Genomic DNA, 20,950 nt, shown 5'->3' with positions numbered 1-20,950 from the left:
TTAAGGAGTGAATAATCATGGCAACATTAACTGAAGTTAAAAATGGTGTTCGAATTGAAAAAGATTTTTTAGGTGAAAAAGAAGTACCAAACTATGCATACTACGGCGTGCAAACAATGCGTGCAGTTGAAAACTTCCCAATTACAGGATACAAAATCCATGAAGGTTTAATTAGAGCGTTCGCAGTTGTAAAAAAAGCTGCAGCACTTGCGAATACAGATGTAGGAAGATTGGAATTGAATAAGGGCGGCGCGATCGCAGAAGCTGCTCAAGAAATTCTTGATGGAAAATGGCATGATCATTTCATCGTAGATCCAATCCAAGGCGGTGCAGGTACTTCAATGAACATGAATGCAAATGAAGTCATTGCCAATCGTGCTCTTGAATTATTAGGAATGGAAAAGGGAGACTATCATTATATTAGTCCAAATAGTCATGTAAACATGGCACAATCAACAAACGATGCATTCCCAACAGCGATTCATATCGCAACATTAAACGCATTAGAAGGTTTATTACAAACGATGGGTTATATGCATGATGTATTTGAATTAAAAGCAGAACAGTTCGATCATGTGATTAAAATGGGTCGTACACATTTACAAGACGCTGTGCCAATTCGTCTTGGACAAGAATTTAAAGCGTACTCTCGCGTACTTGAACGTGATATGAAACGAATTCAGCAATCACGTCAACACTTATATGAAGTGAACATGGGGGCAACTGCAGTTGGTACAGGCTTAAATGCAGATCCAGAATATATTGAAGCAGTTGTAAAACATTTAGCTGCAATTAGTGAACTACCACTTGTTGGTGCAGAAGACTTAGTAGATGCGACGCAAAATACGGATGCATACACAGAAGTATCTGCAGCACTTAAAGTATGTATGATGAATATGTCTAAAATTGCGAATGATCTTCGCTTAATGGCATCAGGTCCACGTGTTGGTTTAGCAGAAATTATGTTACCAGCTCGTCAACCAGGTTCATCTATTATGCCAGGGAAAGTAAACCCTGTTATGCCAGAGGTAATTAATCAAATTGCGTTCCAAGTAATTGGTAACGACCATACAATTTGTCTTGCTTCAGAAGCAGGTCAATTAGAATTAAACGTTATGGAACCAGTACTAGTTTTCAACTTACTTCAATCAATTAGCATTATGAATAACGGTTTCCGTGCCTTTACAGATAATTGCTTAAAAGGAATTGAAGCGAATGAAGATCGCTTAAAAGAGTATGTTGAGAAGAGTGTAGGAATTATTACAGCCGTGAACCCTCATATCGGTTATGAAGCAGCAGCTCGCGTTGCGAAAGAAGCAATCGCGACTGGGCAATCCGTTCGAGAACTTTGTGTGAAAAATGGTGTACTGTCACAAGAAGACTTAGAATTAATTCTAGATCCATTCGAAATGACACACCCAGGGATTGCAGGAGCAACTCTTTTAAAGAAAAATTAAAAAAAGAGGGGGGACAAGCCCCTCTTTTTTGTTTACAATATAGAAATGCTATATATGAATAGAGGTAGGGATGTTATGAGCAAGTTTACAGTAGCTTCTAATGGTTCATTAGAAACGACATTAAGAGGAGTAGAAGTATTATCAACACCACTTTTAAATAAAGGGGTCGCTTTCACGCAAGAAGAAAGAGAAGAATTAGGTTTAAAAGGGTTATTACCGCCAGCAGTTTTAACATTGGAAGAACAAGCACGCCGAGCATACGAACAATTTTGTTCTCAGCCGGATGATTTATTAAAGAATGTATACTTAACAGCGTTACATGATCGAAATGAAGTATTATTTTATCGTATTTTAACAGATCATTTACGCGAAATGTTACCAATCGTATATACACCAACTGTTGGTGTAGCGATTCAAAGATATAGTCATGAATATCGTAAACCACGTGGTGTGTATTTATCAATTAACGATCCGTCAGGTATTGAAGAAGCGTTCGCCAATATCGGTGCAACAGCAGAAAATATTGATTTAGTCGTTGTAACAGATGGAGAAGGTATATTAGGAATTGGTGACTGGGGCGTTGGTGGTATTAACATCGCAATCGGAAAATTAGCTGTTTATACAGCCGCAGTTGGAATCGATCCTAGCCGCGTATTACCGGTAATTTTAGATGTAGGTACAAATCGTGAAGAATTATTAGACAATCCATTTTATATTGGAAATCGTCACCCTCGTATAACAGGTGAAGCTTACGATGAATTTATTGATACATTTGTTCAAGCAGTAAATAAACAATTCCCGAAAGCACTTCTGCATTGGGAAGATTTCAGTTCTCGTAACGCACGAAAAATTTTAGATAAATATCGCCATGACGTGTGTACGTTTAACGATGATATTCAAGGAACAGGTGCAGTTTCGCTTGCTGCTGTATTATCAGCAGTAAAAGCTTCTGGTGTACCGTTAAGTGAACATCGCGTTGTTGTGTTTGGTGCTGGTACGGCTGGAATCGGTATCGCAGATCAAGTTAGAGATGCGATGGTTCGCGTAGGTGTATCAGAAGAGGAATCATATAAGCGTTTCTGGTGTATTGATCGTAACGGGTTAGTTACAGATAACATGGAAGATCTTCTTGATTTCCAAATTCCGTATGCAAGAAAAGAAGCGGAAGTAAGTGAGTGGAAGCAAAATGATGTAATCGGACTTGCTGAAGTTGTGAAGCATGTGAAACCTACAATTTTAATTGGTACATCAACTGTTGCAGGCGCATTTAAAGAAGAGATTATTAAAGAAATGGCTTCCCACGTAGAAAGACCAATCATTTTACCAATGTCGAATCCGACGCCACTTGCTGAAGCAAAACCAGTTGATTTAATCCAGTGGACAGAAGGCAGAGCATTAGTTGCAACAGGAAGTCCGTTTGAACCAGTTACATACAACGGTGTAACGTATGTGATTGGACAATCAAATAATGCACTTATTTTCCCAGGGCTTGGACTTGGAACAATTGTAGTACGTGCAAGCATCATGACGGACGGAATGTTCGCAGCAGCAGCTGAAGCAGTTGCAAGTATGGTAGATACAAGTCAACCAGGAGCACCTATCTTGCCAGAAGTTGAAGAGCTACGTAATATCTCCGAAATGGTAGCAATTGAAGTAGCGAAAGTTGCTGTTGCAGAAGGCGTTGCTAGAGAGAACTTAAGTGATAACGATATCAAGATTGCAGTGAAAGAAGCAATCTGGGAGCCTGAGTATCGCCAAATAAAAGCGGTAGAAAAGGTTAGAATATAGAAATAAAGCCCGTTTATAATATAAGCGGGCTTTCACTTTTATTACTGAAAAAAGAGTATAGGAAGTGGCACCTTTGAATTGGAATCAATTATGGAAGAAAGATATATCTCTTTTAATTATATTAATGGTTGTTGTTCCGATTGCTGGAGAGCTTAATTTTCATCCTTTTAACGATACGTTTCGCGTTAGCTTTGGGACGCCGTTATTCTTCTTTTTATTATTATTTTTAAGAAGAATACCAGCAGTAGCTGCAGGTATTCTTGTCGGTATATGTGTCGTTTTATTTCGCGTATGTCTTGACTGGATTATGCAAGGTTCATTTCATATGACAGAATCATTTTATTTGCGTTATCCTGTGTTCTTTTATTATTTTATTTATGGAAGTCTTTTTTCGTTTTGTAGAGTGAATAAGTTTCATCAGAAGCCAATTGTTATTGGGTGCCTTGGAATTACAATTGAAATTATCGCAAGTATGTCAGAACTAGCGATATATCATATGGTAGTGCTCGGTACAACGATAACAGTTTCTGAAGTAAATAAACTTATTATTATTGCTATTTTCCGTAGTTTTTTTGCACTTGGCTTTTTAAATATGATGAATTTATATGAAACGAAATTAAAAGAATCACAAGTACGAAAAGAAAATGAAAAAATGTTAATGCACTTGTCCAATTTATATGTAGAATCTGTTCATTTGAAAAAAACGTTACAAAATGCAGAATTAATTACACAAGAAGCGTATCAATTATATCGGAATTTACAAGTAAGCGATAATTCGAATGGTAAAACAGCATTGAAAATAGCAGGAGAAGTGCATGAAATAAAAAAGGATAATCAAAGGATTTTTGCAGGATTATCTAAACTGTTATTAGATAAAAATGTGGCTGAGTATGTAGAAGGACATGAGCTTACAGAAATGATTGTAAGAATAAATGAAAAGTATGCTGAAATGCTAGAGAAAGATATACGTTTTTCTAAACATATAGAAGGTGAGCACGCTGCATATCACGTGTATACAGTGCTATCAATCTTTAATAACTTAGTCGCCAATGCAGTTGAAGCAATTGAAGATAGAGGTCTCATTAATATTAAGTTATATAAACGGGATCAACATGTAATCTTTGTAGTAATTGACGATGGCCCTGGTATTGCACAAAAGTATAAGAAATTAGTATTTAAACCCGGGTTTACTTCAAAGTATGATCAAACGGGAACACCGTCCACAGGTATTGGACTTTCTTACATATATGAAATGGTAACAGAGCTCGGCGGAGAAGTAAGGTTAGAAGACAATGAAACTGGAAAAGGGTGTAAGTTTATCGTTTATTTACCGGAGTGCAGTTTAAAGCGGGAAGGGGAATAGATTTGTTTTATTATATTGTAGATGATGATGAAGTTTTCCGTTCGATGCTTTCGCAAATTATTGAGGATGGCGATCTCGGAGAAGTAATCGGAGAATCGGAAGATGGAGCGTTTATTGAAGCAGAACAGCTAAATTATAAAAAAGTGGATATTTTATTTATTGATTTACTAATGCCGATGAGAGATGGCATTGAAACAGTTCGCCATATAGCATCTTCATTTACTGGGAAAATTATTATGATTTCCCAAGTTGAATCGAAACAGCTCATTGGTGAGGCATATACACTTGGTGTGGAATATTATATTACAAAACCACTAAACAAAATAGAAGTAGTATCTGTTGTACGAAAAGTGATAGAACGTATTCGTTTGGAACGTTCTATATATGACATTCAAAAATCATTAAATAATGTGTTTCAGTGGGAAAAGCCGCAAATGCGTAGTGAAGCAGTGCAAGAAGGGAAAAAGATATCAGATTCAGGACGCTTCTTACTATCAGAACTCGGTATTGCGGGAGAGAACGGAAGTAAAGATTTACTTAGTATGCTGGAATATTTAAATGGACAAGAAAAGGCGCAAACGTTTGAATTTGGATTTCCTGCGTTGAAAGATATTTTTCACCAAATTACACTGAAAAAATTAGGGGAACTAGCTTCAGAGGCAGATATAGAGAAGGAGAGAAAAGCATCTGAACAACGTGTAAGAAGAGCGATTTATCAATCATTGAACCATTTAGCTTCTCTTGGACTAACAGACTTTTCAAATCCGAAATTTGAAAGTTATGCTCCGAAGTTTTTTGATTTCACTGTAGTTAGAAAACGGATGACAGAAATGACGAAAGATGAACTCGCATCTTCTGGTCATACGCGAATTAATACGAAGAAGTTTATTCAAGTGTTGTATTTTGAGGCGAAGAGGTTGATGGAGATAGAGTGAAGAAGATGCTTATAAATAAGCATCTTTTTTTGTTAAATCAACATTTTATATTTTCTCGTAGAGCATGTAAAATGTTAAGTAAGAGAAAATGGTTTTACATTAAAGAGGTGTCAAAACAATGAGTTTTACATTAAATAAATCGATTATAAAAGAAGTATGCGGAGAGACCTCATATAAAAGAGGCGAAGCTTATTATAAAGCAAATAAAGTAATCGTGAATCATTATGATGAAACGAAAGAAATTTGTGAGGCGACGGTAAAAGGGAATGAGGATTTTCATGTTACAGTAGAAAAAGCTAAGAAAGGTGATGTTGTTGCGAGATGTAGTTGTCCTTCGTTAGCATCTTTCCAAACGTACTGTCAACATGTTGCAGCTGTATTGATACAAATAAATTATAACCAGCAAACGGGTGGAATGGGCTCTGTTAGTAGCAGCAATGATCAATTAACAAACGGGATGTTTCAGCTGTTTGCAGACAAACCACTGAGACCAAAAAGTAAACAACATCGTTTTGATACACGTGAAATATTAGATGTGGAGTTTATATGTTCACCAGTAGCGACGAAAAGCGGTGGGGCTCTTCTTGGAATTCAATTGAAACTTGCCAAAGTGTATTTCATAAATCATATTAGAGAATTTCTTTCTAAAGTGGAGAAAAGAGAAACTTTTCATTGTTCCAATGAATTTGTATACACGCCAGATGTACACAGTTTTAAACAAGAAACAGACGCGATTATACAACAACTCATTAAAATATATCATAACGAAAAAATGTATGAAGATGCACTAGAAGTACATGCGAAACAAGATGAAAGTATGATATTTATACCGCCAGCTTCGTGGAATGATATGCTCTCTTCACTTTCTAGAGCCGAGTATGTACAGCTGAAACAAAATGAGCAACTGTTTCATGGCTTACAAATTTCAAAAGGTTTATTGCCATTACATTTTGAGTTCACGAAAGGGAATAATGGCGGGTTTACACTTCATATAGCCGGCCTAAATCGTGTTCAAGTTATGGAGATGTATAACAACGCTCTTTACGATGGGAAATTATATCATTTACCTATGGAAGATTGTATGCGACTTATTGAACTACAAAAGATGATGAGTCGCTCAAATAGCAATCAGTTTTATATTCCTGAAACTAAGATGGAACATTTCGTAGCGAAAGTTGTCCCTGGATTAATGAAGCTTGGAACAGTGCGCATTGATGAAGTAATATCAGATCGTGTTGAAACGCCGTCGCTAAAAGCAAAACTATATTTAGATCGAGTGAAAAATCGTTTGTTAGCAGGTCTCGAATTTCATTATGGAAACGTCGTGATTAATCCGCTAGAAGAGGACGGACAGCCGTCTGTTTTTAATCGTGATGAGAAAAAGGAAAAAGAAATTTTAGACATTATGAGTGAAAGTGCCTTCGCGAAAACAGAAGGTGGTTATTTTATACATAATGAAGAGGCTGAGTATAACTTTTTATATCATGTCGTTCCAACGTTAAAAGGTTTAGTTGATATTTATGCGACGACAGCAATCAAATTACGAATTCATAAAGGGGATACAGCTCCTCTTATTAGGGTGAGAAGAAAAGAAAGAATTGATTGGTTGTCATTTCGTTTTGATATAAAAGGAATACCGGAAGCGGAAATTAAAGGTGTATTAGTTGCTCTTGAAGAGAAACGCAAATATTACCGATTAGCGAATGGTTCTTTATTATCACTAGAGAGCAAAGAGTTTAATGAAATTAATCAGTTTGTAAAAGAATCAGGTATTCGAAAAGAATTTTTACATGGGGAAGAAGTGAACGTTCCGCTTATTCGGAGTGTAAAATGGATGAACGGACTTCACGAAGGTAATGTTTTAAGTTTAGATGAATCTGTTCAAGATTTAGTGGAAAGCATTCAAAATCCGAAAAAATTAAAGTTTACGGTGCCACAAACTTTAAATGCTGTAATGAGAGAGTATCAAGTATACGGATTTGAGTGGATGAAAACGCTCGCCTATTACCGTTTTGGCGGTATTTTAGCAGATGATATGGGACTTGGAAAAACGCTGCAAAGTATTGCTTATATAGATTCTGTTTTTCCTGAAATTCGAGAGAAGAAGCTACCTATATTAGTCGTTTCACCGTCCTCGCTTGTTTATAATTGGTTTAGTGAATTGAAAAAATTCGCCCCGCACATTAGAGCAGTTATTGCAGATGGAAATCAGACAGAGCGGCGGAAAATCCTAAAAGATGTAGCGGAATTTGATGTCGTAATTACGTCATATCCATTACTGAGAAGAGATATAAGATCGTATGCGAGGCCGTTTCATACACTATTTCTTGATGAAGCACAGGCGTTTAAAAATCATACAACGCAAACTGCAAGAGCAGTGAAAACAATTCAAGCTGAATATCGTTTCGGACTAACGGGAACGCCTGTAGAAAATTCATTAGAAGAACTATGGTCTATCTTTCATGTCGTATTTCCAGAATTATTACCAGGAAGAAAGGAATTTGGTGATTTAAGGCGTGAAGATATTGCGAAGCGCGTAAAACCTTTCGTATTAAGACGATTAAAAGGGGACGTATTACAGGAGCTTCCAGATAAAATAGAGCACTTACAGTCATCGGAATTATTACCAGATCAAAAGAGACTATATGCTGCTTATTTAGCGAAGTTAAGGGAAGAAACGTTAAAGCATTTAGATAAAGATACGTTACGTAAAAATAAAATTAAAATATTAGCTGGCTTAACGAGGTTGAGACAAATTTGTAATCATCCCGCGTTATTCGTTGATGATTACAAGGGGAGTTCCGCTAAATTTGAGCAACTGCTAGACATACTAGAGGAATGTAGAAGTACTGGCAAGAGGATTTTAATCTTTTCTCAATTTACGAAGATGCTGTCCATTATTGGTCGTGAGTTAAATCGTCAAGCGATTCCATACTTTTATTTAGACGGAAATACACCTTCGCAAGAACGAGTAGAGCTATGTAATCGGTTTAACGAAGGAGAGGGCGATCTATTTCTTATTTCCTTGAAAGCTGGCGGTACTGGACTTAATTTAACTGGTGCAGATACGGTAATATTATATGATTTATGGTGGAATCCAGCTGTTGAACAACAAGCGGCTGATAGGGCGTATCGAATGGGACAAAAAAATACAGTACAAGTTATTAAATTAGTAGCACACGGAACAATTGAGGAAAAAATGCATGAACTGCAAGAGAGTAAGAAAAATTTAATCGCTGAAGTGATTGAACCGGGAGAAGAGAAATTGTCATCGATTACGGAGGAAGAAATACGAGATATTTTAATGATATAATACAAAAAAGCTATGCCTTCAAAATGTATGAGGGCATAGCTTTTTTGTTGTAATAATTATATTTTGTTTTGTACAAAGTAAAGAAATCAAATGTTATTTAGATTATTTCTTTGTACCTTTACTTTTGTATGGCTTTGCAGCTTGCTTTTTCTTTGCGCTTGATTGCCAACGGTTCCACCCTTTACTTCCTGTACCTTGTCCTACACCTTTTTTCGGTTTTGCTTTCGTTTTACTCATATGATCACTCCGTTATATAAAAATCTAATCTAATAATAGTCAATGATTTAGAAAATACTCTTTATAAATGACTATGTTTGCTTTAAGTAAAAAAACTGCTTGAATGCTATAGTATATCATGAATTTGCACGTAAACTGAAAGGAATTAAAAAGAAAATGAAAATAATACGAAATACTGCGGATTCTATATTTCGAACGATTACATTAATCGTTGTATATATGTTAGTTTCAGTTAGTGAGACGTTTTTTGGAATGTCTAGGCAAAAGAAGTAAAGAAGTTATATTGGAAACAATCAATAAAGCCGTAAAATAAAGAATTGAAAAATATTTTAAAACTTTTTGTTGACTTTCTTTATTTTTTGTATAGAATAATCATTAATAAAATGTTTCAGAGATGTGACAACAAAACGACTATGAAAGGACGAGTAGTAGTAGGACGTAGTCTAAGCGAGTCAGGGGTGGTGTGAGCCTGATACGAAGCCTATTATGAAGAACCTCCTGGAGTTGCTAACCGAAATCCTTTATAGGAAAGTAGACTTAGCCGGGAACTTCGCCGTTACAAGAAGAACAGTATCGAGATATTTTCATCTCCGTATTGTATAAGTGAGCAACCTCTGTTGCTAATTTGGGTGGTACCGCGGAACCAAAGCCTTTCGTCCCAGTTTTTTGGGAAAGAAGGGCTTTTTTTGTTGGCTTCTTTTCACAACATCCAAACATTTTAGGAGGAAACCACCATGTATCAATCATTAATGACAGTAAGAGAGACTCAAATTGCAATTAAGGAAGTTAAAACATTTTTCGAGGACCAGTTAGCAAAACGCCTTGAACTATTCCGCGTATCTGCACCATTATTCGTAACGAAAAAATCAGGATTAAACGATCACCTAAACGGTGTAGAACGTCCAATTGAATTTGATATGTTACATTCAGGAGAAGAATTAGAAATTGTTCATTCACTAGCGAAGTGGAAAAGATTCGCATTACATGAATACGGCTATGAAGCTGGTGAAGGTTTATATACAAACATGAACGCAATCCGTCGTGATGAAGAACTTGATGCAACACATTCCATTTACGTTGACCAATGGGATTGGGAAAAAATCGTTCAAAAAGAATGGCGTACTGTAGATTACTTACAACAAACAGTACAAACAATTTATGGAATATTCAAAGATTTAGAAGATCACTTATTTGAAAAATATCCGTTTCTTGGAAAGTATTTACCAGAAGAAATCGTGTTCGTTACTTCCCAAGAACTAGAAGATAAATATCCAGAATTAACACCGAAAGATCGTGAACATGCAATTGCGAAAGAACACGGTGCCGTTTTCATTATCGGAATTGGTGATGCACTTCGTTCAGGTGAAAAGCATGACGGACGCGCAGCTGATTATGATGATTGGAAATTAAACGGTGATATTCTATTCTGGCACCCAGTACTACAAGCTTCGTTCGAATTATCATCAATGGGAATTCGTGTTGATAGTAAATCACTTGATGAGCAGTTAACGAAAACTGGTGATGACTTTAAACGTGAGTATGATTTCCATAAAGGTATATTAGAAGATGTACTACCATTAACAATTGGTGGTGGTATTGGACAATCAAGAATGTGCATGTACTTCTTACGTAAAGCACATATCGGTGAAGTGCAATCTTCTGTATGGCCTGATGATTTACGTGAAGCTTGCAAGAAAGAAAACATTCATCTGTTTTAATAGAAATGAGAGAGGGTAGCTCAAAAAGTTATCCTCTCTTTTTTATTGTGTAAACGAATGGTTTACAGTGAATTTTACTAATGGTTTCTTTCTTCTATATCTCTTTTTGTGTAATAATTTGTTAAAGGAGGGGACGTTATGAGCTTAGGAGAACAGTGAAAAAAACTACGAGAGTCAAAAGGATTTTCGCAAGAGGATGTTGCTAAAAAGATTGGTATAACGAGGCAAGCGGTATATAAATGGGAAAATGATAAAAGTTGCCCTGATATTGAAAATTTGATTTTATTGAGTGAAATGTATAACGTTACGCTAGACGTGTTGATAAAAGGGAATCAAGATTTCAAAAAGAAAATACATAGTGATGCAGAAGATGAGGATTTTGAGAAAGGAAATGGATTTGGTTTTTATATCGGATGCGGTTTGCTAATTTTAAGTGCTTTCATTGATTATGAAGGAGTTCAAGAGATTTTATTAGGAGTTGCACTATTCATGATGGTATTTTACTCGGATGTGAAGAAAGTTATTTTGAATGAATATAGATCGTTTTTTCATGGAAAAGAGCGATAAGATATAAAATGAGAAGAGTTAGTTATATTTCCTAGGAAAGGATAAAATGACTAACCAAATTATTTTATAATGATTTATAGATGTTGGTAATATGTTAAAGAACGATTTGAATAGTGTCTTGAAATCTATATGTAAAATGAGAATATATTTTTAAAAGCTCAAACAAGTATAACCACGTTCTAAAGTTAGGACGTGGTTAAAAATATAGTGGTTTAATTTATAATACATCACTTACTTGTAACTGAGTTCTTCCGCTAAACCGATTAAAATGCCTTCGGTTCCACGAATATAGCAGAGACGGTATGAGTTCTCGTATTGAACTACTTCGCCAACGAGCTGAGCACCATGCTTAGTAGTAAGCCTAGATACCATTTCGTCAATGTCTTCAACGGTGAACATGACGCGCAAATAACCGAGGGCGTTGACAGGTGCTGTCCGGTGATCTGCTATAGCGGGCGGGGAAAGAAATCGCGAAAGTTCAATCCGGCTGTGGCCATCTGGCGTAACCAACATAGCAATCTCTACGCACTGGGAACCGAGTCCGGTTACGCGACCAGCCCATTCACCTTCGACAGTGGCTCTCCCTTCGAGTTTCAAACCAATCTCTTCGAAGAAAGAGATTGCGTCATCAAGGGATTCTACAACGATGCTGACATTGTCCATTCTGAGTAATTTGTTTTTTGTCATTCTCTGTATCTCCTTATATGTAAAAATGTATTATCTGGTCATCTCCATAAGTATACTATTAAAAGGTTACAAATTCCTTCCAAACAGAAACAGCTTGCCACGGTATAGGGAAATGTGACAAGCTGTTATTAAGTATGTCATATAGTATCTTGCTAACAAACAATACCGCGACTTCCTCACAAAATATTTCTAGTCTGTACGCCATTAAATGGCCCGATTGTTGAATAGAATGACTTTATTTTAATGTAAATAAATTTCTCGTCACGCTATACAATGCAAACAGCTTTCTATTTATATAGGAAGGAAATAGATTCATATAATTTGTTTTACGTTTACGAGTGGAAATTAACTCATCTGCACTAAAGGCTCGATTTTCGCCATAAATGATTGATGCAGCGCCTCAACACCTGTTACTAAATGAAGGCGGTCAATAACGACAGAAACTTTAATTTCTGATGTACTTACCATTTTAATATGAATATCTTCTTCTTTTAAAGTAGTGAACATATTTGCAGCAACACCTGGATTAGAGACCATACCAGATCCTACAATTGATACTTTTGCTAAATGGTTTTCATGTTCTACTGATACATAGTGAAGTGCTTCTTGGTTTTGTTCCAACACTTCTAATGTTTCTCTTAAATCATTAGAGTGGATGGAGAAGGAGAGATGCACAGTTCCTTCATTTGTAATACTTTGAATGATGATGTCTACATTAATATGTGCTGCTGCTAATGTAGAGAAAACAGTGGAAAGCGAGCCTTGTTCTAGTCCTTTAATTGTGACACGTGTAATATTATCTTCAAATGCAATACCTTTAACGATTGATTGTTGTTCCATGTTACATTCTCCTTTTACAATTGTTCCGTTTTCTTGTTCCATACTTGAGCGAACTTCTAAAATGACATTATGATTTTTAGCAAATTCAACAGCACGTGGATGTAATACACCAGCACCGAGGTTTGCAAGTTCTAACATTTCGTCATAAGAAATTTCATCTAATTTGTAAGCATCTTTTACAACTCGTGGATCCGTCGTATATACGCCGGTCACATCTGTGTAAATATCACATTTTTTTGCGTTTAATGCTGCTGCTAATGCGACAGCGGTCGTATCAGAACCACCGCGTCCGAGTGTCGTAATTTCATGATCTTCACTGATTCCTTGGAACCCAGCTACAATAACAATCGTGCCTTTAGTAAGATAAGACTGAATTCGATCCGTATTAATTTCAGTAATCCGTGCACTACTATGTACAGATTCTGTCGTAATACCAGCTTGCCATCCTGTTAATGAAATCGCGTTATAACCTTTCGCTTGTAGTGCCATCGTTAATAATGAAATAGTCACTTGCTCTCCTGTTGATAGAAGCATATCCATTTCGCGTTTACTCGGATTTTCTGTAATCGCGTTAGCAAGTGAGACAAGTTCATCTGTACTTTTTCCCATTGCTGAAACGACAGTGACGATACTATGTCCTCGTTCATATTCTTCAATAATTAAATTGGCTACATGTTGAATGCGCTCAACGCTTCCGACAGAAGTACCACCAAATTTTTGTACAATCGTTTCCATTACGAATTCCTTCTTTCATCCATTTTTAAGAAAAGATTAGGACATATATAAATCCCAATATTCCTGTAGTTACCAGAGAAAAACAAAAAACACCATCTCAAATAAGTGAGGATGGTGCTGTTACAGGAAAAGGGAAACAGAAAACGGAGCTAATAAAAAAACCGCCAAAAAAGGAATACCATAAAAATGATATCTCTTTTTTGTAGATAGCTCTTCATACGTACACGTCTGTACATATGACAGTTCTGTTTCTATTCGAAAACAGCCCCAATCGATAAATACAGAGAAATATATCGATTTCGGCAATACTTCCTTTCATCTAATTTCATGGACCTCTCTGTGTCTCCATTAGAATACTCATAAGTATCGCAACCTCTATCTCACGTTTTAGGCGAGAGTGTTTGATTTATGAAGTTGTTGGTAACATTTGTTTTATAATAATTTAAATTTTTCGGGGAAGCAAGTGTTTTATATAAATTTTAAAAATTCTTTCTCTTTACGAAAAAGTTTGTGAAAAAAGTAGCAAAATAAATTCATTGCATGTACATTAAAATTATAGTACATAGGAGGTGGAAGAATGAAGGGGAAAAAGCCTATTTATGTTTCGGCAGAAATGAACACAACAATGGAGAAATTATGGGAATACACGCAAGAACCACATATACATACAGAATGGGATGCTCGCTTTTCTGAAATTTCATATTTAGAGAAAAAAGAAGGAGAACCACAGAAGTTTTTATATAAAACAAAAATCGGATTTGGACTTGAAATAGCTGGAGAAGGTGAATCGATAGGTGAGATAAGAAAAGAAACGGGAGAACGTATTTCTTCTTTAAAATTTTGGACGGATAATAAATTATCTCTTATTCAAATAGGGCGTGGTTATTGGAAGTATACACCGAGTAAAACATACATTCATTTTGAGACGCAATATGATTATGATACGAGGTATGGTCGTATAGGAAATGTAATAGATTCATGTATTTTTCGACCGTTATTAGGCTGGGCGACTGCTTGGAGTTTTGATGCTTTAAAATTATGGTTAGAAAAAGGACTTCATCCTAGGTTGCTAATGAGAAGAACGATGACATATTGGATTGTATGTTTTTTATTTGCATTTGTATGGATGTATCAAGGAATAGTACCGAAACTAGTGTTTACTCATTCAGAAGAAGTAAAAATGCTATCTGTGATGATTGGTTCAACTGCACATAGTATTTTTGCACTTAAAATAATCGGAATATTAGAAATTATTTTTGGTGTCATATGGCTGTTGCCATTTCCAAAAAGAAAAGTATTTATAGTACATATTTTTATGTTAATAGCCTTAACGATAGCGGCAGGCTTTACGAATATCGCAAGCTTTACAGAGTCGTTTAATCCAATTACATTAAACGTTCTACTAATGGGGTTATCGATTGTCGGTTATATAAATAGTTTTGATTTACCAAGTGCAAAAAATTGCAAGAGGAAGAGAAAGGGATAATGTATGGCTAATATTTATGAAAGATTATTAGGGAATTCTTATAAAAGACTTCATCCAAAATTACAGAAACGCTATGAGATTACAGAAGAAAATAGCTTTACTGGAGAAGGAAAGATGGATGAAATTTACGGTGGTTCTTTTTTCGTAAAATTAATATTAAAAATTGCATCGAAGTTTCGAATGTTTTTCTCAGAACGGGGAGAGGGAGTTCCATTTATAATACATAATACAGCTGAACGAGATGAATATGGAAAAGAAATTGTAAAGTGGAATCGTACTTTCTATTTCCATAATAAGAAAAGATATTTTAATGCAGTTATGCAGTTGGATGAAACCGAAAATGAAATTGTAGATTATTTTGGTGAACCACATATACTCGTCTCTACATTAAATTTTCATATTGATGAGTTAGGGGCAATGCATATTTCTTCGAAGAAACAATGGTTTTATATGTTTAGAAGAAAAATCTCTTTACCGAAACTTTTATACGGAGAGGCAAAAATTGTTGAAAGTTATGATGACGAATTACAATGTTTTCGAATTCATGTTCAAGTACGAAATCCGTTAATGGGTTCCCTATTTTCATATAAGGGAACATTTGTGGAAAGGAAATAAATGATATGAAAAATATAATAGTTGGGCTTGCTTGTTATATTGTTTTTCTAATATGTGAGTGGTCAAATGTAAACCCAGTTGAAGCAATTATTTTATTGTCTATTTTGTTATTTATACCGATGTCTTTTTGTATTATTGATAAAAGAGCACGAAATGGATCGTATTTATTATTTTATAAATCCGTATCGTTTTTATATCCGATAGCAGCGATTTGTGCAATGTTAGCTTTTGTAACAAATCAATATATCTTTGCGATAATTTGGTTTGTATATACGGGGATCATTGCGTTATTTGGTATAAATAGATTACTAGAAAGAGGATGGAAACCGTTAGAAGAGACAGCTATCGATAGTGCGTTTATTTATTTGTTTTTAGGTGGTTTTTGGTTTTTTGCTTCAGTAGCAAAACTTTCAATTATGCATTTTAGCTCTGACATTGTTTTACTCACAGCTGCACATTTTCATTATTCGGCGTTTCTATTGCCATTATCAGCTGGTTTAATAGGGCGGAAGAGAGAAAAGAGCAGTAAAGTATATGATGCAATTATGTTTATTATAGTCATTTCACCGATGACAGTTGCGATTGGAATTACGTACTCAAGGGTATTTGAATTTTTTGCAGTGTTCCTATATTTATGTGCGATTTATGGGTATGGGATTTATGTTTGGCGCACGAAATTTAATGCTATCAACGCAAAAATCCTCCTAGTCATATCGTCTAGTACACTCATGGTAACAATTATGTTTTCACTTATATACTCGTATGGGAATTTGAAACATGTAATGACGATTACAATTGCTCAAATGGTTTGGATTCACGGTGTTGTTAACGGAGTTGGAGTAGCATTACCGGCATTTGTCGGCTGGATGATTGAAAAGAGTGCTCCGAATTATAAATACTACGGGAAACCAATGAGCAGGTTAAGAGGAAATACGATAGTTGGGGAAGCATTTTTACATAACAGACATTTAATAGATAGCAAGGAATACAAAGGTTTAGTTGATAATATGAATGATTTTCATAGTGAGGCATTAGACATGGCGAAGATTCCTTTAAGTATTACTCGGTTTTATGAAAATACAAAAGAGTATGAGTTACAATCGCATATTAAATGGGCTCGGTGGTTCCGCCCGGTTGCATTTTGTTATGAGAAAATGAGTAAGCGTGTAGGACAAGTGCATTTAGGAATGGGCGGCAAGTGGGAAACGATGCAAGGCTCTATCATTGGGATAATAGATGCAAAGGATGGAAGAGAGAATGTAAGGGCTTGGCTGAGAAAAAATGAAGCAGGAGAATCTATATTTGTAGCTCTTTACTCAAAGCATACATATATGAACGAGACATATATGAATATTGCATTACCTTTACCCTATTCGAATATGACGGGGGTTTTGAAATTATGTAATAAGAGTAATGATTTAATTATTACTAGTAAGCTAAGAGAAAATGGTAAGGGAGATGAGGGGATTTATTTACATACTCGTTTCTTTACAATACGTTTACCGTTAGCAGAGACTTTTATTATAAAAGAGCACACGGATCACATATTAGAAGCTAATCATAAAATGTGGATATTCGGAATCGAGTTTTTAGAAATTGATTATGAGATTAAGAAGTTAGAGGAGAAGTAAGAAAAGCTTGGAGAGATTCCAAGCTTTTTTTATATATGCGTAATTGTCATAGCAACTTGTTTATCTAAGTCTCGGTCCCAGACGCGTTGAATTTCAAACGTACCTTTTTCAAAAAATAATGGGAATCTCTCTTTAAACCAATCTTGCATAGGAAGATTTAGTGCTTCATCAATTGGTACCCATAATAATTCGCCCTCAGGAGGGTTCATAAGAAGTTCACCATCAAATGAGTCTGTCCAATAATTAAATACCATATATCGAACATTTTCTTTCGGATTTACGTATTCATCTAATCCCTTAAAACTTAAATTTGAAACAAGTAATCCAGTTTCTTCTTTTACTTCTCGTTTAGCAGCTTTAACGATACTTTCTGGGAAATCTACTTTACCGCCAGGAGCGATATAACCAGGGAAACCTAGACGATCGGGGCGCTGTATTAGTAATACTTCGTTATTCCGCTGAATCATACACATCGTGTAAATACGGTGTTCTATATCTTTCCAATTGTTGCTCATACGAATCTCTCCTCTTATAAAACCTTATAGTTTTTAACTATAGTTAAATATGACAAAAAATACAATAATAATACAAAATTATACAAATTACAATTGACTATTACTAATTTTCAGAACTATAATTAGTCTGTTACATAAATACATTGTACTTGAGAGGGGAATATATTCTATGAAAAATAGAATAATCGCAGCAGGAGTAATCGCAGCTAGTATATTATCTTATTCATCTAGTAGTTTCGCACAAATAAAAACGTTTCCAGATGTCCAAGCAGGGCACTGGGCAGAAGATTCTATTAGCTACTTAGCAGAAAAAGGCGCAGTTACAGGTAACGAGAAAGGAATGTTCGAGCCTGGAAAAGAGATTACTCGTGCAGAAGCAGCTACAATGATGGCTAAAATCTTAAACTTACGAATCGATAAAAATGCTAAACCATCTTTCGGTGATTCTCAAAATGAATGGTATACTCCATTCATCGCAGCCGTAGAAAAAGCTGGCGTTGTTAAAGGGAAAGGAGCGGGCGTATTCGATCCAACTGGGAAAATTGACCGAGTTTCAATGGCAGCGATGCTTGTTGAAGCATATAAATTAGAGGCAAAAGTAAAACAACCAGTACAAACAAAATTTGCAGATTTACATGATAGTTGGGGGAAAGATAAGGCCAACATTTTAGTAGAATTAGATATTTCACAAGGTGTAAATAAAACAGAGTGGTTACCTAATAAAACTGTAACGAAAGCAGAAGCAGCGAAGTTTATTGCAAAGTCAGACTCGCTTAAAATAGGTAACCCTTTAGTAGAACAGGTGATTATTATTGATCCTGGCCATGGAGGAACAGACCCTGGGAAGGCAACGCAAGGATTACATGAAAGTGATATTGTATTAGATACTTCTAAAAGATTACAAAGTTTACTAGAGAAGAATACTCCATTCCGTGCGATGTTAACGCGTGAAACAGATATTCGTCTTGGTGAAAAACAAGGAGAAGACCTTAAAAATCGTGTGGATTTCGCGAAAGAACATAATGGAGATATTTTTGTAAGTATCCATGCAAATGCTTCTCAAAAACATGATGGATATGGAACAGAAACTTTTTATTATAAAGGATCTGAAAAGAAAGAATTAACTGAGCGTGAAAAAGAAAGTTACATGTTAGCTGATAAAATACAAAAGAGATTAGTTAAAGCTCTAGATACAAGAGATCGTGGTGTGAAACCAGAAGACTTTTATGTTCTAAGAGAAAATGAGATGCCAGCAGTACTAACGGAGCTAGCATTTTTAGATAATAGCACGGATTATGAGAAGTTAGCTTCAGAATCCGGAAGACAAATAGCTGCTGAGGCAATTTATGCAGGGATTTTAGATTATTATGAGTGGAAAGGCTTTGATGTTTCAAAATCTCGTTTAACGAAATAATAATGTTGATTGCTAAGCCCATCGTCTACATAGAGGTGGGCTTTTTTGTAAGTTTATTTAATTTTGTATCGGAATAAAAAGATATATCGTATTATGCTGATTATGAATAAAATAATGGTAGATTAGTTTATTTTTATCACGTATACTTTTAATGTTGACTATTTAAGAGTTTGTTAGTTTAATAGGGAAAATTATACGATAAAGGGAGGCAAGTTAACACGGGACAAGCATATACATAACGTGTTAAAAAATTTATGAAAAAAGTTATTTCTAATGTGTTAGCAGTGACAGTCGCACTTCAAGTAGTGATGGCTCCAGCAACTTCGTTTGCATCTACAAAAGAATTTCCAGACGTTCCGAAAAATCATTGGTCATTCGAAGCGATTACTGATTTAACGTCAAAAGGGGTTATTGCAGGGTACGATAATGGTAAATTCGGATTCGGAGATGTTGTAACTCGTGAGCAAGTAGCAGCATTAATGTATCGCGCATTAAAACCAGAAGCAAAAAACGCTTATAAAAATCCATACTCTGATATTAGTGCAGGAACGACAATGTTCCAAGAAGAAATTTTGGCACTAACAGATATGGGGATTTTCGTAGGTGATGGTAAAGGGACTTTTAGACCGAAAGAGTCGTTAACTCGTGCTGAGATGGCGGTAATTATACAGAATGCTTTTAAATTTAAAATAAAGGCCCAACATACGTTTAATGATGTACCAAGTACGCATTGGGCAAATGATGCAGTTAGTGCATTAGAATCTAACGGCATTACAGCAGGTAACGGAGCAGGTGCATTTAATCCAACTAGTGTTTTAACACGTGAAGAATATGCACAATTTTTATTTAATGCTATGGCATCGTATATCAATCTAGATGTAACGTTACCATCTAATGTAACTGCGCAAGAGATTGATAATTATATTCAAAGATTCCATCCAGATAGCCCGTTAGTTGGAATTGGACAAGACTTTATTAAAGCGCAAAATGAGTATGGGGTGAACGCACTATACCTAGCTGCACATGCAATCTTAGAATCTGGTTACGGTAAATCAGAAATTGCATATCGTAAACATAATTTATTTGGTTTAAGAGCATATGATCGTGATCCATTTGCATATGCAAAATATTTACCGTCTTACGGACTAAGTATTTCATATAACGCTGATTATGTAAAAAAGAACTACTTAGAAGATGGTGCAAGATATTTCAAAGGTTACACATTGCCAGCAATGAATGTTATGTATTCAACAGATACAGAATGGGCTGGAAAAATCGCTAACATCATGGAACGCATTAAGCCTTTTAATAAAGCAGATTACAAAAATGCAAAACGACTACCGAAAAACCCTAATACATTAAATGTAGAAGTATTAAGTGAAGCGATTCCTTATACAGATTATGCAAAAGATGCAAAAACTACAGTTCAATCGGTAGGATCTTACTATCAAGTTCCATTCCCGTTTAACAATCCAATTAAGAGTGTACCAAATGTTACACAAAATGAAGTTGGAAAATTAGAAAATGGTAAGAAAGTAAATGTATATCGTGAAGATCCAAATGGCTGGGTAGAATTTTCATTTGAAAATACTCAAGAAAAATATTGGACATTGAAGAAGAACTTAAAATTATAAATAAAAAAGGTGTTT

At 35.4% G+C, this 20,950-nt stretch carries 15 protein-coding genes, 1 pseudogene, 1 riboswitch and 1 other annotated feature; of the genes and pseudogenes, 12 read left to right on the top strand and 4 right to left on the bottom strand.

Annotated features, from left to right (window positions below):
• The first annotated feature begins 17 nt into the window (after positions 1-17).
• From aspA to DN390_RS02670, 5 genes are all read left to right on the top strand, one after another.
• Complete coding sequence (aspA, locus tag DN390_RS02690; protein ID WP_000224205.1) at positions 18-1,457, top strand: aspartate ammonia-lyase; 1,440 nt, start codon at positions 18-20, stop codon at positions 1,455-1,457.
• A 75-nt stretch (positions 1,458-1,532) separates the two neighbouring features.
• Positions 1,533-3,245 (top strand): oxaloacetate-decarboxylating malate dehydrogenase, encoded by a 1,713-nt coding sequence (malS, locus tag DN390_RS02685; RefSeq protein ID WP_147806520.1) that lies wholly within the window; start codon positions 1,533-1,535, stop codon positions 3,243-3,245.
• Positions 3,246-3,309: 64 nt separating this feature from the next.
• Positions 3,310-4,608 carry a sensor histidine kinase gene (locus tag DN390_RS02680; RefSeq protein ID WP_179955731.1) on the top strand — a complete coding sequence of 433 codons (1,299 nt, stop codon included), beginning with the start codon at positions 3,310-3,312 and terminating at the stop codon, positions 4,606-4,608.
• A gap of 2 nt (positions 4,609-4,610) precedes the next feature.
• Complete coding sequence (locus DN390_RS02675) at positions 4,611-5,543, top strand: response regulator (RefSeq protein WP_098288523.1); 933 nt, start codon at positions 4,611-4,613, stop codon at positions 5,541-5,543.
• 118 nt (positions 5,544-5,661) lie between these two features.
• Positions 5,662-8,856 carry a DEAD/DEAH box helicase gene (locus tag DN390_RS02670; RefSeq protein WP_147806518.1) on the top strand — a complete coding sequence of 1,065 codons (3,195 nt, stop codon included), beginning with the start codon at positions 5,662-5,664 and terminating at the stop codon, positions 8,854-8,856.
• 102 nt (positions 8,857-8,958) lie between these two features.
• On the opposite strand, the gene DN390_RS02665 is transcribed toward DN390_RS02670, so the two are convergent.
• Complete coding sequence (locus DN390_RS02665; RefSeq protein WP_063222638.1) at positions 8,959-9,093, bottom strand: DUF3934 domain-containing protein; 135 nt, start codon at positions 9,091-9,093, stop codon at positions 8,959-8,961.
• 404 nt (positions 9,094-9,497) lie between these two features.
• Positions 9,498-9,757 (top strand) — a binding site (T-box leader).
• 70 nt (positions 9,758-9,827) lie between these two features.
• Here DN390_RS02665 and asnA point away from each other — a divergent pair.
• A complete protein-coding gene (gene asnA / locus DN390_RS02660; protein WP_063222639.1) occupies positions 9,828-10,811 on the top strand; it encodes an aspartate--ammonia ligase in 984 nt (327 codons plus the stop codon).
• 138 nt (positions 10,812-10,949) lie between these two features.
• Positions 10,950-11,378, top strand: a pseudogene (locus DN390_RS02655) (helix-turn-helix domain-containing protein).
• A 231-nt stretch (positions 11,379-11,609) separates the two neighbouring features.
• On the opposite strand, the gene DN390_RS02650 reads toward DN390_RS02655, so the two are convergent.
• Positions 11,610-12,065 carry a VOC family protein gene (locus DN390_RS02650; RefSeq protein ID WP_147806517.1) on the bottom strand — a complete coding sequence of 152 codons (456 nt, stop codon included), beginning with the start codon at positions 12,063-12,065 and terminating at the stop codon, positions 11,610-11,612.
• Positions 12,066-12,410: 345 nt separating this feature from the next.
• Positions 12,411-13,640, bottom strand: coding sequence for an aspartate kinase (locus DN390_RS02645; RefSeq protein WP_097951453.1), 1,230 nt, complete (start codon positions 13,638-13,640; stop codon positions 12,411-12,413).
• Positions 13,641-13,839: 199 nt separating this feature from the next.
• Positions 13,840-14,026, bottom strand: a riboswitch (Lysine riboswitch).
• 191 nt (positions 14,027-14,217) lie between these two features.
• Between DN390_RS02645 and DN390_RS02635 the strand changes: the two genes are divergently transcribed.
• From DN390_RS02635 to DN390_RS02625, 3 genes are read left to right on the top strand one after another with little or no spacing between them, the layout of a single operon-like run.
• On the top strand, positions 14,218-15,126 hold the full coding sequence (locus DN390_RS02635) for a DoxX-like family protein (RefSeq protein WP_147806516.1): 909 nt from the start codon (positions 14,218-14,220) through the stop codon (positions 15,124-15,126).
• 3 nt (positions 15,127-15,129) lie between these two features.
• Positions 15,130-15,741, top strand: coding sequence for a DUF4166 domain-containing protein (locus DN390_RS02630; protein ID WP_147806515.1), 612 nt, complete (start codon positions 15,130-15,132; stop codon positions 15,739-15,741).
• A gap of 5 nt (positions 15,742-15,746) precedes the next feature.
• Positions 15,747-17,372: a YndJ family protein gene (locus DN390_RS02625; RefSeq protein WP_147806514.1), complete on the top strand. Its 1,626-nt coding sequence runs from the start codon at positions 15,747-15,749 to the stop codon at positions 17,370-17,372.
• Positions 17,373-17,401: 29 nt separating this feature from the next.
• On the opposite strand, the gene DN390_RS02620 is transcribed toward DN390_RS02625, so the two are convergent.
• Positions 17,402-17,887, bottom strand: a complete 486-nt coding sequence (locus tag DN390_RS02620; protein WP_147806513.1) for an 8-oxo-dGTP diphosphatase — start codon at positions 17,885-17,887, stop codon at positions 17,402-17,404.
• Positions 17,888-18,056: 169 nt separating this feature from the next.
• On the opposite strand from DN390_RS02620, the gene DN390_RS02615 reads away from it, so the two are divergent.
• The gene (locus tag DN390_RS02615; RefSeq protein WP_147806512.1) at positions 18,057-19,301 is read left to right on the top strand and encodes an N-acetylmuramoyl-L-alanine amidase; all 1,245 of its coding nucleotides are present in this window, start codon (positions 18,057-18,059) and stop codon (positions 19,299-19,301) included.
• Between the two features lie 254 nt (positions 19,302-19,555).
• Positions 19,556-20,935 carry an S-layer homology domain-containing protein gene (locus tag DN390_RS02610; RefSeq protein ID WP_060630361.1) on the top strand — a complete coding sequence of 460 codons (1,380 nt, stop codon included), beginning with the start codon at positions 19,556-19,558 and terminating at the stop codon, positions 20,933-20,935.
• Positions 20,936-20,950: the final 15 nt, after the last annotated feature.

Source organism: Bacillus sp. SH7-1 (assembly GCF_008042405.1).
Classification (GTDB): domain Bacteria; phylum Bacillota; class Bacilli; order Bacillales; family Bacillaceae_G; genus Bacillus_A; species Bacillus_A thuringiensis_N.
Note: the sequence above shows the minus strand (reverse complement) of the source record. Positions and strands in the feature narration are given on the sequence as shown.

Excerpts from the sequence above, each read along its gene's own strand:
- DN390_RS02635 (WP_147806516.1), top strand. The coding sequence starts at position 14,218 with ATGAAGGGGAAAAAGCCTATTTATGTTTCGGCAGAAATGAACACAACA.
- DN390_RS02670 (WP_147806518.1), top strand. The coding sequence starts at position 5,662 with ATGAGTTTTACATTAAATAAATCGATTATAAAAGAAGTATGCGGAGAG.
- DN390_RS02650 (WP_147806517.1), bottom strand. The coding sequence starts at position 12,065 with ATGACAAAAAACAAATTACTCAGAATGGACAATGTCAGCATCGTTGTA.
- DN390_RS02620 (WP_147806513.1), bottom strand. The coding sequence starts at position 17,887 with ATGAGCAACAATTGGAAAGATATAGAACACCGTATTTACACGATGTGT.
- DN390_RS02645 (WP_097951453.1), bottom strand. The coding sequence starts at position 13,640 with ATGGAAACGATTGTACAAAAATTTGGTGGTACTTCTGTCGGAAGCGTT.
- asnA (WP_063222639.1), top strand. The coding sequence starts at position 9,828 with ATGTATCAATCATTAATGACAGTAAGAGAGACTCAAATTGCAATTAAG.
- DN390_RS02610 (WP_060630361.1), top strand. The coding sequence starts at position 19,556 with ATGAAAAAAGTTATTTCTAATGTGTTAGCAGTGACAGTCGCACTTCAA.
- aspA (WP_000224205.1), top strand. The coding sequence starts at position 18 with ATGGCAACATTAACTGAAGTTAAAAATGGTGTTCGAATTGAAAAAGAT.
- malS (WP_147806520.1), top strand. The coding sequence starts at position 1,533 with ATGAGCAAGTTTACAGTAGCTTCTAATGGTTCATTAGAAACGACATTA.
- DN390_RS02615 (WP_147806512.1), top strand. The coding sequence starts at position 18,057 with ATGAAAAATAGAATAATCGCAGCAGGAGTAATCGCAGCTAGTATATTA.
- DN390_RS02625 (WP_147806514.1), top strand. The coding sequence starts at position 15,747 with ATGAAAAATATAATAGTTGGGCTTGCTTGTTATATTGTTTTTCTAATA.
- DN390_RS02665 (WP_063222638.1), bottom strand. The coding sequence starts at position 9,093 with ATGAGTAAAACGAAAGCAAAACCGAAAAAAGGTGTAGGACAAGGTACA.
- DN390_RS02630 (WP_147806515.1), top strand. The coding sequence starts at position 15,130 with ATGGCTAATATTTATGAAAGATTATTAGGGAATTCTTATAAAAGACTT.